This is a genomic window from Robertkochia flava (genome assembly GCF_020166515.1).
Lineage (GTDB): Bacteria > Bacteroidota > Bacteroidia > Flavobacteriales > Flavobacteriaceae > Robertkochia > Robertkochia flava.
Genome location: NZ_JAINZT010000001.1, coordinates 47,048 through 59,510 on the forward strand (window position 1 = coordinate 47,048; position 12,463 = coordinate 59,510).

Here is a 12,463-nt window from a genome sequence, read left to right on the forward strand (position 1 = left end):
CAAAGCAGGACTCGCAAAGACAACAAATTCACAATCCATAATTTATAATTAATAATTAATCCCGTGCTTCGGGATTAATTATTTATACCTCGGATCCTCCACATACTCTTCCTTGCGCATCTTGATGAGTTCGATGCTCAGGTAGCCGAACTCACTCACCACCTTGCCATAGAGGCGATAGATCCCCTTCCCCCGGAAAAAGTATTTGGCGGCCACCTGCGGAAAGAGGGTACAGTCGAATACCTCGCCGGCCTGGTCGATAAAGGTGGCGAAGTTCATCTCTTTCCCGTGCTGGGTTTTAGTGCGCTTTACGGTAACCAGGTAGCCGTAGATATCGATGTTGCAATTCAGGAAGCGCTCCATATCCTTCGCCCCATGATCATTTAACGGGGCTTCCCGGAGCAACTCAAACGGACTGCAAAGGCAGAATCCCAGCAGTTCGATCTGGTCAAAGGCCGCTTCCAGGTCGGTGGTTTCCAGCACGGGAATGTCAAAGTTGCGATGCGGTAACCGGAACAGACGCTGCTGCAGTTCCGGTTTCTTATGCACCCCCAGCTTAAAGTGGGCATGCCATAGGAGTTCGTACTTATCGACCCCGGTAAACCTGAAGGCATTGATCCTGATCAGGATCGAGAGTTGATCGATCCCGATGCGTACCCGGTCTACAAAATCGTCGAGCGACTTAAAGATCCCTTCGCGCTCTCTTTCCTTTAAGATCTGGAGGGCGGTCCGTTCTTCCAGGTCCTGCAGGGTTAGCAGCCCCAGGTAAACCACCTTTCCTCTAATGATGTGCTGCGCCCCACTACTGTTCACACAGGGAGGCCGGATCTCCCCGCCCAGCATCCGGGTTTCGTGCACATAGGTCTCGGTACGATAGAATCCGCCGCCGTTATTGAGTACGGCCACCATATACTCCAGTGGGAAATAGGCCCGCAGAAAAAGACTCTGGTAGCTTTCCACTGCATAGGAAGCCGAATGCCCCTTGGCAAAGGCATACCCGGCGAAGCTGGCCACCTGGTGCCATACCTCCTGTACCAGCTTTTCGTCGTACCCCTTTTCCCGGCAGTTGCTCACAAACTTATCTTCCACCCTTTTAAATTCTTCCCGGGAGCGGTACTTCCCGCTCATCCCCCGCCTCAGCACATCGGCCTCCCCCAGGGTAAGCCCGGCAAAATGGTGAGCCACCTTGATCACGTCTTCCTGGTATACCATAACCCCGTAGGTATCGGGCATGATGGCCTGCATTACGGGATGCGCTTCCTTGCGTCTCTCCGGATCGCGGTGCCGAAGGATGTACTCCCGCATCATTCCGCTTTTAGAGACTCCGGGCCGGATAATGGAACTGGCCGCTACCAGGCTCAGGTAATTATCGACCTCCAGCTTTCGAAGCAGCATGCGCATGGCCGGTGACTCTACATAGAAACACCCCATACACTGGGCCCGGCGTACCATGGCATTGATCCTTGCATCCTGCTTCAGTTTCCGGATATCGTGAATATCAAAGCTGGCTGCCTCCGGCTGATTCTCCCGGACAATAGCGATAGCCTCCTTGATCTTGGCCAGTCCGCGCTGCCCGAGGATATCGAACTTGTACAAGCCCACATCCTCGGCAATATGCATGTCGAACTGCACGGTTGGAAACCCCTTGGGCGGCATATTGGTGGCCGAAAAGCAGTGCAGGGGCCGCTCACTGATCAGGATCCCGCTGGAATGAATGCTCACGTAATTAGGCATCCCATGGATAAGCTCCCCGTACTTCATGACCAGCCGGGCTGTCTCATCGAGTTCCTTCATCACCAGCCGCTCTTCACACAGCCGGTCGATCTCTTCCTTGGGCAGTCCGAACACCTTCCCGAGTTCCCTCACCACCCCCCGGTACTGAAAGGTTACATAGGCGCCCAGCAGGGCCACATGAGGGAAACGCTCAAAAATGTAGCGGGTAACATCCTGGCGGTCGCGCCAGGAAAAGTCGATATCGAAGTCGGGCGGACTCGTACGGTAGAGGTTAATAAAACGCTCGAAATAGAGGTCGAGCTCCATAGGATCCACATCGGTAATGCCCAGCAGGTAAGCCACAACACTGTTGGCACCGCTACCCCTTCCCACATGAAAATATCCCTGCCCCTTTGCATATCCTACAATATCCCAGTTGATCAGGAAATAAGAGACGAAGTTCATCTGCCGGATCACGGTAAGCTCCTTATCGATGCGTTCCCTGATCTCCGGCCCCGCCTCCGGATAGCGGTAGGGCAGACCTTTTTCACAAAGCTCCTGCAGCAACTCCCAGTCCTTAGCTTCATCTCCCGTATAAGTGCGCTGGTTTTGCATGGGTTTGGCATCGGAAAAATCAAATACAATACTGCATTGCTCCATCAGATCCCGGGTATTCTTCAGGATAAAACCGAATTCCCTGAAGGCTGCTGCCAGATTGGCCATAGGGTACATCCGTTCGTCTTCTGACCCTTCCTCATCTTTTGGTAGCTTGCTTAAAAGGATGTTGTTATCGATGGCCCGTAACAGGCGGTGGGCATTGAAGTCCCGCTTGTTCCTGAAGGTCACCGGTTGCTGTACCACCAGGCGGTCGCGGTAGTTTTTGATATAGCAGGAAAAAGGGAGCTTTCGCAGGTCGGCCACCGAAACCCCGATAAATTCCCGGTCGCTGAAGCCGGTCATCTCTTCCTCCAGCACCTTCTCAAAAGGATAGACCACAAAGGCATTGTGAAATTCCGGAGCTCTCTTTTCAAAAGGTTTTCCGTCATAGAGATGTTCCGACAGAAAGTCGTTAAGCTCCCGGTAGCCCTCATTATTGGCTGCCAGGGCAACGAATTCCTGGGTCACCCCGTTGCGGAAATCGACCCCCAGCAAGGGGCGCACCCCATACTCCGGGGCCTTGCGCACAAAGTTCAGACAGGCCGAGGTATTATTGATATCGGTTAAGGCAATACACCCCGCCTCCATCTCCCGGGCTAGGGCCAGCAGGTCGGTCTCGGAAAAGGTTCCGAAACGAAGGCTGTAATATGTGTGGCAGTTGAGGTACATGGGTTATAAGTTACGGGTTACGGGTAGTTGTTAATTGAAACAACAAAAATGGGCTCCCCGCCCTGGTCAGGGCGGGGTGGATCAGGACCATGTCCTGAGACGGAGTGGGTTGTATCAAAAGCCTACTCAGGTCCACCCCTTCCGTCATCGCTTCCCGATGCCACCTTCCCCTGACCAGGGGAAGGAGCCTATTATTTATCAAACCTTCTTATTTACTTCTATTAAATTTTTCTTTTATCTCTTCTAAAACCCATCTCGGATAATCGAACACAAACTTATTCTCGTACCGAAGAACCTCTATCCCAAGATTTTCAAAATAAGCCGCTCTTTTCTCATCATAGCTTGCCACATCATCATCTCCAAAATGAATTTGTCCGTCCAATTCAATAACCAAACGCTCTGATGGACAATAGAAATCCACCACATATCTACCTATGCCATGCTGTCTTCGAAACTTTCTCCCTTCCAGTTTTCTGTTTTTCAGAAATCCCCATAAATAAGTCTCAGCAGGAGTCATCCGGCTTCTTAAAAACTTCCTGAAATCCCTGGATCTATCCCGATTATGGACCCTTCTGCTCTTCATTCCTGTCATTTCATTGATTTTCTAATTATAGAGGGCTCCCCGCCCTGATCAGGGCGGGGTGGATCGAGGTAAAGCCTCGAGACGGGGTGGGTTGAAACAATAATATTCATATCAACCCCTTCCGTCATCGCTTCCCGATGCCACCTTCCCCTGACCAGGGGAAGGAGCCTCATTATTTATCAAACCTTCATTCATCATTCACAATTCATAATTCCCATTCTCTACCCACTCCCGACTCCTGTCTACCTGGCGGTATGGCAGGCAGGCCCGACTCACCACTCCCTATTGTTTCCTATGTGCCAGCACCGGTGGCGGCTGCCCGTTAAAGGGATTGTACATCCGTCCGATGGTTTTGGCATCCATAGCTGAGGCGCGGAGCACGCTGCGTTCCCCGAAACGTTCCCGGATTTTGTCCATCGCGTCATAGAGGCTGAGGCGCTCCTGGGTATCGTCAAAAAGATCGATCTGATAATTCCCTCCCACCAGGTGACTGAAGCGCACCCCGATAAGGCGCACCAGCAACCGCCTGTTGTACAGCTTCTCAAAGAGGTCAAGGATGGAGGGAATCAGCACATGGTCGGCACTGGTATAGGGAATACGCAATTGCCTGGAATAGGTATTGAAATCGGAGTAGCGGATCTTCACTGCCACGCAGGCCGTTAGCTTATCCCCGCGGCGAAGCTGAAAGGCCAGGTTCTCGGTCATGGCCATCAGGATACCCCGGAGGCGAACCACATCTATGGTATCCCGGTCGAAGGTGCGCTCGGTGGAAATGGATTTCCGCTCATTAAAAGGAATTACCGGGGAGGTGTCTATACCATTGGCCCGGTCCCAGATCGTGACGCCGTTCATCCCCAGTACCGAATGCATCATATCCCTCGGCATCTCCTGTATGGTCTTCACCTGCTTAAGTCCCAGGTTGCGCAGGGTCTGGTAGGTTTTATCGCCCACCATGGGGATCTTCCTGATGGACAGCGGGGCTAGGAAAGGTTTTTCAAATCCGTAGTCGATCTTGAGCTGGTTATTGGGCTTGGCCTCATTGGTAGCCACCTTGGAGACCACCTTGTTTACGGAGAGCCCGAAGGAAATGGGCAGCCCGGTTTCCTTAATGATGGAATGCCGGAGCTCGGAGGCGTATTTATAGCACCCAAAGAAACGGTCCATTCCCGACAGGTCGGCGTAGAACTCATCGATGCTCGACTTCTCAAAAAGGGGCACCTGCTCTTTGATGATCTCGGTCACGTTATCGGAATACTTGCTGTACACCCCGGCATTGCCACGGATCACCACCGCTTCCGGGCACAGCTGTTTGGCCATTTTCATGGGCATGCCCGAATGCACCCCAAAGGCACGGGTCTCGTACGAACAGGCCGCCACCACCCCGCGATCGCTGGTACCGCCCACCAGCAGCGGACGCTTTTTAAGCCTGCTGTCTATAAGTCGTTCGACCGACACATAAAACGTATCGAGGTCGAGATGAAGAATGGTTCGGTCCATTTTGATTGGAATTTTTCCCAAAATTAGGAATTATTCCAATAGGATGGTACAGGGATTTTGTTAAAATGGGGAGGTGGGGAGGTGGGGAGGTGGGGATATAGGGATATAGGGAGACAGGGAGACAGGGCAAGAGTTTAAATGTTATTGTCTTCACGAGTCCTGATTCCCGAAGGCTTTCGGGAACGGGACATAGCGATCTTCCGATTATACCACTGCAGTTTTAGGAAAGGATCTCTTCATTCAGCACGGAGGTAATATGAGAAGATCCTTCACCCTGCAACCCAGGACTCAGGATTTTATTATTCATGGATGAGGAGGTGTAACGTCGGAAATCGGCAAACAGGCTGTGTTACCAGATTTGGGAGATCGCCGCGGTCGCTTCACTCCCTCGCGAAGACAGGACATTTCAAATGAAGTGACACTAACGTTCAGCAGATTTCCACGTCCATTACATGGCCCTGTCTGCCGAAAGGCAGGCTCGCAATGACGTACTTCCCGAAAAGGAGATTGCCACGGCAGGCTACGCATGCCTCGCAATGACATTCACTTCATAACCTCATAACGAAAAAAGCCGCTCAGGAGAGCGGCTTTTTTATCTATTCTATTCACGACTAACGACTTCCGACTCCCTATTTAAAGGCTTGTATTCCGGTGATATCGGCTCCGGTAATGAGCAGGTGAATATCGTGGGTACCCTCGTAGGTGATCACACTTTCGAGGTTCATCATATGGCGCATGATGCTGTACTCGCCGGTGATTCCCATTCCTCCTAAGATCTGCCGGGCTTCCCTGGCGATCTTGATGGCCATGTCCACATTGTTTCGTTTGGCCATAGAGATCTGGGCGGTAGTAGCCTTTCCTTCGTTCTTTAACTGCCCCAAACGCAGGGCCAGCAACTGGGCCTTGGTGATCTCGGTGATCATTTCTGCCAGTTTCTTTTGTTGCAGCTGGTAGCCGGCAATAGGCTTCCCGAACTGGGTGCGCTCCTTGGCATATCTCAGGGCCGTATCGTAACAGTCCATCGCTGCTCCGATAGCTCCCCAGGCAATCCCATAACGGGCAGAATCCAGGCACCCCAGGGGTGCTCCCAATCCGTTTTTCCCGGGCAACAGGTTTTCTTTAGGCACCTTCACATCGTCAAAGATCAACTCTCCGGTGGCCGAGGCTCTTAACGACCACTTGTTGTGGGTTTCAGGAGTAGAAAAACCTTCCATACCCCGCTCTACGATGAGTCCGTGGATACGTCCCTCTTCATTTTTAGCCCATACCACCGCGATATCCGCAAAAGGCGAATTGGAGATCCACAGTTTGGCGCCGTTCAGCAGGTAATGGTCGCCCATATCTTTAAAACGGGTTTCCATTCCCCCGGGATTAGACCCGTGATTGGGTTCCGTTAGCCCGAAACATCCTATAAACTCGCCGGAGGCCAGTTTAGGCAGGTACTTCCTTTTCTGCGCCTCCGATCCGTATGTAAAGATAGGATACATGACCAGGGACGACTGTACGGAAGCGGTAGAACGGATCCCACTGTCACCGCGCTCGATCTCCTGCATAATGAGTCCGTAGCTGATCTGATCCAGGCCAGCCCCTCCGTATTCTTCAGGAATATAAGGTCCGAAGGCCCCAATCTCTGCCAATCCACCCAACAATTGTTTGGGAAATTCGGCACGTTGGGCAAAGTCTTCTATAATGGGAGAAACTTCGCGTTTTACCCATTGGCGGGTCGCATCGCGAACGAGTTTATGTTCATCAGATAAGAGGTCGTCTATCTGATAATAGTCGGGTGCTTCAAAGAGGTCAGGTTTCATAGTTTTCATAATTAGGTTCCCCAAAGGTAAATAATGGAATATAACATTACAATAGCGAAATGTTATAATTTTAACAATGGACTTCCATTATTTACACTTCGTAATCATCCCAGCTCATCACATCATTACGTTCTTCGGGTTTAATGCTTTGGGTAAGGATCTTTTCATCGTATTCCAGGCCGTGTTTCTCAAGCACATCCCTGGGCACCCCATCCCATACATTAGGCACATTTCCTTGATATCCCAGGTCTTCAATACCCATCTTACTGGTAAAGAACCCTGTAGCCACCAGGTTCCGGATCCTGGAAAAGAATTGCGCCCCATGTTCAAACTGGGGTTTTACCTCATCGGGATAAGCGATATCGTCAAGAATAGCCTTTTGCTGGTCTTCCGAAGCTTTTATGAACTCCAGATCATACCTCCTGTTACTCTCGTGATCCAACCACATGAGACCGCCGCGCATCGGGGTCTGATGCCAGGGCATGTCTTTTACGATGAATTCAATGAATTCAGGCACTCCGGCATCGGTAGCCGAGCCTGAGCTCTCATCGGCCGGGATGATAAGGTCAGCCAATACAGCTATGGTCGCCATCTCATGTTCGTTAAAGAAAGTCTCACTCACCAGGCGTTGGTCCCTGGCCAGTTCTTCCGGCGTTCTTCCGTAGCCTCCTCCTGCAACGATCTCACCCTCCGCGATATCTGAACTCTTCAATTCCGCCTCTTTATCGGTAAGGCACCCGGAGAACATAAACCCGGAGGTTACCGTTCCGGCAAACATGGCTTTTATACTTTTTCTTCTGTCCATAATTGCTTTCTTTAAACGTTCATTTTTTTGATCTCTTCGTTCAGGTATTCCGAGGCTCTCCAGGCCAGGGCCAGGATGGTCCAGGTCGGATTCTTATCGGCCTGGGAAACGAACGGTCCGCCATCCATCACAAATACATTTTTAACATCGTGCAATTGGTTGTACCTGTTGACTACTGAAGTCTTCGGATCGTCACCCATACGGGTGGTTCCCACTTCGTGAATAATTCGGCCCGGGTTATGCAGTCCGTGATCTTCATCGGCTCCCGGCTTATCCCCCAACATGATTCCCCCCATATTGGTAAGCAGCTCCTCAAAGGTATCCTGCATATGCTTTGCCTGCTGCCTTTCGTCATCGGTCCATTTGTAATGGAATCGCAAAACCGGTATTCCGTACTGGTCTACCACCTCAGGGTCCAGTTCACAGTAATTATCCTTTTGAGGGATGCTTTCCCCCCTGCCTGACATGCCTACGACGGCACCGTAAAAACGCCTGACATCATCTTTGAGGGATGCGCCGTATCCACCGGCCTTTTTCATATTTCCATCCTTTCCCGCAACGAGGCCATTGAGGTTCTCCATTCCAAAACCGGTACCGTACGACGGCATGCCCATGCCTCCCCAGAATTCGATATGGTACCCCCTGGTGAATCCGTGCTTACTGGCATCTTTCATCCACCAGGGCACATAGAGGTGCATGCCTCCCACCCCATCTTCATTATAGCGTTTCCTGTCCATGAGCGATGGAATTAAGGCCGCCCTGTCGGCTCCGGTTGAATCGTGAAGATAACGACCGATAAGTCCGCTGGAATTCCCCAATCCGTTAGGATATTTCTCTGAGCGTGAATTGAGCAGTATCCTGGCAGAACCACAGGCGCTGGCCGCAAGGATCACCACCTTAGCCTTTACCTGGTATTCTTCCATATCGGTCTTATTGATAAAGCTCACCCCTGTGGCTTTTCCGTTCTCATCGGTAAGCACTTCCCGAACCATGGCATTCACGAACAGGTCCACATTATCATACTCCAGGGCCGGTTTCACCAATACCGAAGATGATGAAAAATCTCCGTAAATGGTGCACGAACGGGAACACTGGTTACAATAGAAACAGGCTCCGCGACGGGTATCGATGCGTTTGGTTAAAATGGACAATCGGGCAGGAATAACAGGCAGCCCCATCTGTTCTCCATATTTCTTCAGATACATTTCATGCAACCTGGGTTTTGGCGGAGGCAGGAAATACCCATCGGGCTCATTAGCCAACCCTTCCCGGGTACCAAATACCCCGATCAGCTTATCCACCTTATCATACCAGGGCTTTACATCGTCATATCCAATGGGCCAGTTATCACCCTTTCCGTCAAAATCCTTCCGCTTAAAGTCCAGGGGGCCGAAACGAAGGGAAATCCTTCCCCAATGGTTGGTTCTGCCTCCCAGCATCCGGGACCGGAACCAGTCGAACTTCGTATCGTCTTTCCTGGTATAAGGTTCTCCATCGATCTCCCAACCGCCATAGGCCATATCAAAGTCTCCGAAGGCCCGGGTGGTTCCGGCACCGCGTCGGGGCGATTCATACGACCATTTTAACTGGGTTTGCTGTTCGGGATTAGCAGGGTCAAAGCGTGGCCCGGCTTCCATCAGGGCAATCTTATATCCGGCTTCAGAAAGCACCTTCGCGGCCATTCCGCCCCCGGCTCCTGACCCTACGATACAGATGTCGTATACAGAAGCATTCTTCTTAATTTGAAAAGACATAGGCTGGTCAATTGAATTAATTCAGCCAAAATATCCTACTTTTTTTGCTAAAATATGGGATACGAATAAGAAAAATCGATGAGTCAACTGCAGCTTGCCATCGAATTTGTCCTATGAAGATCTCTGTGCAGCACACAGGACATAGGAACCCCTACATCTTTAGATAGAAATCTTTGGTAAGTGCAATATAGGCATCGGTATATTCATGCCTGCCTATCTCAATGATGAGCTCCCCGGTTTGAGGAGTGGAGAGTTTCACTGTGGAAAAATCAAAAAAGGTACGTTTCAAGGGCGCCTCTGCATGCCCTCTGACCCTGAGTAAGCGATGGGGATACAGTCCCTGGTCTGCCGCCAGGTTCAGTATATTTGCCTCTTCCGCATAGGGAGCCACCATACAAAACCTGCCACCCGGATTCAGAAACTTCGGGACCCCGGAAATGAGTTCGTCAAACGGCAAGGCGAAATTGGACCTGGCCCTTGCCCGGTTTTCCTCTTCGGCTGTATATTCTGATGAATAAAAAGGCGGATTGGATACGATCAGGTCGTAAGTATCATCCATCTCATCCACAAATTCATCCCAACCGGCGTGATAACAGAACAAGCGATCGTTCCAGGGCGAGGCTTCAAAATTCTGCACACATTGCTCAAAGGCATCGTCGTCCACCTCGAGGGCATCAATAAGACCGGCATCCGATCGTTGTGCCAGCATAAGCGCAACCAGCCCGGTACCCGCACCGATATCAAGAATTGCTCCCGGACGATGCGCTGTTACTGCCCATGCGCCCAACAAGACCCCGTCGGTACCTACCTTCATTGCACAACGATCCTGGTGGATAGTAAATTGCTTGAAACGAAAGGGGGTAGCAGACATAAAATGTAAACTGAAAGTCAGACTAAATATAGAGATCTATAAGGCCTTCCGGCGTGCGGACAATGATCTTTTTCGCCTTGCGGTCGACCCGCACAATGAATTCGTCATTAAGGGGGATAAGCACCTGTTTTCCATCCCGGTTCACCTCGAAAAGGGCCTGGGCGGTACTGTCGTTCACGCCTTCGATTACGCCCACATGTCCGTAATTTTCATCTTCAATGTCAAAACCGACAACTTCGTGAAAATAGAACTGGTTATCGCCGAGTTCCGGCAACATGGCCATCGGGAGGTAAAGTTCGGCCTGCATCAGTTTATCGGCTTCGGCCTCCGTTTCCACTTCCTCCAGTTTCATACGAAGAAGTGTCCCCTTATGAAGCGAAGACTGTTCAATAAAAAAAGGAACCAGGTTATTGCCCATGGCAATAAACACTGATTCCAGATCTTTGTAGAGTTCGGGTTCGTCTGTATCCAGCTTGGCTAAGACTTCCCCTTTAAAGCTGTATTTTCTAACGATTTTACCGAGATAGAAGCAATCTTCTTTTCTCATAAAACAGATTATGCTTCAGCTTCTTTGGTCTCTTCACCACCTTCTGCAGCTGGTTCTTCAGCTTCAGCAGTAGTTTCCTCGGCAGCAGTTTCAGCAGCATGCAGTTCGGCCTCAGCCTCAGCAGCAGCAGCTTTACGCTTCTCATTCACTTCCTTCTCTGCTTCAAGAGCTTTTGCTTTAGCTTCTTCTTCAGCTTTAGCAAGATCCTCTTTCTTAGAAGACACCTTAGCGTCCTTCTCTTCTAACCAGGCTTCAAATTTCTTGATGGCCTCATCTTCAGAAAGAGCTCCTTTATCAACACCTTTAAGCAGGTGATGCTTCAGCATAGCTCCTTTGTAAGAAAGAATTCTTTTAGCAGTTTCAGTAGGCTGAGCCCCGTTTCTTAACCACTTTACAGATCCATCTACATCAAGGTCGATCTGTGCAGGGTTAGCAGTAGGATTGTAAGTTCCCAGTTTTTCAAGGAATTTACCATCTCTTTTTGAACGGCTGTCAGCCGCGACGATCCAGTAAAAAGGCTTCCCTTTTCTACCGTGTCTTTGTAATCTGATTCTAACAGGCATAATTACATTAATTAGTTGGGGTTCACGACCCCTATTATTAATTTTTTGAGGGTGCAAATATAAACTAAAATCTTATTATTCTTATACTTTACAGCATTAAAAACAAGGTAGAGCGATTTATTCTCAGTTATGAGTTTGAGTTGGAGTTGGAGTTGGAGTTTTTAATTCACAGAACAGAAAAACTATATCCTCCGAATCTCCATTTAAGAAATTACTACGTCAGACCTAACCCCCCCCGCCTTTGATGCATCCGTCTCCCTGTCTCCCCATCTTCCTCTCTCCCCGTCTCCCTGCTTCCCTACCTCCCTAAAACATTTTAACAAGAAAATCCCTTAACAACTCTTAACACTTTCCGTTAAACTAATGATAAACCCTCTTAAATATTTGATAATAAGGTAATTATGTGTTAAGTTATAGTTGCGTTACTGAAAAACAGTAACCTTGAATTTGAACCAATTAAAAGCAGAATACCAATGAAGTTTAGCAAAATGATGTCAGACCGTTTAAATGTTCTGCTCGAAAAAGCGTACGACGCCGAAAAAGGATATTTAAACGCAATGCAACGAATAGATCAACCTGAAATAAAAATGTTTTTTAAGCGAACCGCCCAGCAGCGAGGCGATTTTGCCAGAGACCTGAGAAGAGAGATTCTGAGCTATGGAGAAATCCCCGAAGACAGTGGAACTCTTAAAGCAGACACCCACAGATTCTGGACGAATTTAAAAGCGTTGCTATCTGAAAATAAGGTAGAGGTCGTTCTTGAAGAATGCCTGAGAGGAGAGAAAGAGATTATCAAGGAATACAATGAGATCCTCGAAGAACAACGCACCCTGCCGCCAAGTACGGTAGAGTTGCTTAAAAAGCATAAGGATGCAATTCAAAACTCCATCAACAAAGTGAAACTGTACGATGAGATGGCATCCTGATCCTAAATAGATAACCTCGAGAGCCCGGGAAATATCCCGGGTTTTTTTATGTTTTTTCGTAACTTCCTTC

General features: G+C 49.6%; 10 protein-coding genes. 1 reads left to right on the forward strand and 9 read right to left on the reverse strand.

Going from position 1 to position 12,463, the window contains the following annotated elements; all coding sequences use genetic code 11:
* Positions 1–78: 78 nt before the first annotated feature.
* The 9 genes from K7R11_RS00220 to K7R11_RS00260 form a co-directional block, all read right to left on the reverse strand.
* Positions 79–3,039, reverse strand: coding sequence for a DNA polymerase III subunit alpha (locus tag K7R11_RS00220; RefSeq protein ID WP_224487724.1), 2,961 nt, complete (start codon positions 3,037–3,039; stop codon positions 79–81).
* Positions 3,040–3,247: 208 nt separating this feature from the next.
* Positions 3,248–3,631 carry an endonuclease domain-containing protein gene (locus K7R11_RS00225; protein ID WP_224487726.1) on the reverse strand — a complete coding sequence of 128 codons (384 nt, stop codon included), beginning with the start codon at positions 3,629–3,631 and terminating at the stop codon, positions 3,248–3,250.
* A 273-nt stretch (positions 3,632–3,904) separates the two neighbouring features.
* Positions 3,905–5,119 carry a DNA polymerase IV gene (gene dinB, locus K7R11_RS00230; protein ID WP_224487728.1) on the reverse strand — a complete coding sequence of 405 codons (1,215 nt, stop codon included), beginning with the start codon at positions 5,117–5,119 and terminating at the stop codon, positions 3,905–3,907.
* A 629-nt stretch (positions 5,120–5,748) separates the two neighbouring features.
* Positions 5,749–6,927: an acyl-CoA dehydrogenase family protein gene (locus tag K7R11_RS00235; RefSeq protein ID WP_224487730.1), complete on the reverse strand. Its 1,179-nt coding sequence runs from the start codon at positions 6,925–6,927 to the stop codon at positions 5,749–5,751.
* A 91-nt stretch (positions 6,928–7,018) separates the two neighbouring features.
* Positions 7,019–7,732 (reverse strand): gluconate 2-dehydrogenase subunit 3 family protein, encoded by a 714-nt coding sequence (locus tag K7R11_RS00240; RefSeq protein ID WP_224487732.1) that lies wholly within the window; start codon positions 7,730–7,732, stop codon positions 7,019–7,021.
* Positions 7,733–7,743: 11 nt separating this feature from the next.
* The gene (locus tag K7R11_RS00245) at positions 7,744–9,486 is read right to left on the reverse strand and encodes a GMC oxidoreductase (protein ID WP_224487733.1); all 1,743 of its coding nucleotides are present in this window, start codon (positions 9,484–9,486) and stop codon (positions 7,744–7,746) included.
* A 151-nt stretch (positions 9,487–9,637) separates the two neighbouring features.
* Positions 9,638–10,357: a tRNA1(Val) (adenine(37)-N6)-methyltransferase gene (locus K7R11_RS00250; RefSeq protein WP_224487734.1), complete on the reverse strand. Its 720-nt coding sequence runs from the start codon at positions 10,355–10,357 to the stop codon at positions 9,638–9,640.
* Between the two features lie 22 nt (positions 10,358–10,379).
* Positions 10,380–10,904 (reverse strand): ribosome maturation factor RimM, encoded by a 525-nt coding sequence (gene rimM / locus K7R11_RS00255; protein ID WP_224487735.1) that lies wholly within the window; start codon positions 10,902–10,904, stop codon positions 10,380–10,382.
* Positions 10,905–10,912: 8 nt separating this feature from the next.
* Positions 10,913–11,467 carry a 30S ribosomal protein S16 gene (locus tag K7R11_RS00260; protein WP_224487736.1) on the reverse strand — a complete coding sequence of 185 codons (555 nt, stop codon included), beginning with the start codon at positions 11,465–11,467 and terminating at the stop codon, positions 10,913–10,915.
* Positions 11,468–11,940: 473 nt separating this feature from the next.
* On the opposite strand from K7R11_RS00260, the gene K7R11_RS00265 reads away from it, so the two are divergent.
* Positions 11,941–12,393 (forward strand): ferritin-like domain-containing protein, encoded by a 453-nt coding sequence (locus K7R11_RS00265; protein ID WP_224487737.1) that lies wholly within the window; start codon positions 11,941–11,943, stop codon positions 12,391–12,393.
* Positions 12,394–12,463 lie beyond the last annotated feature (70 nt).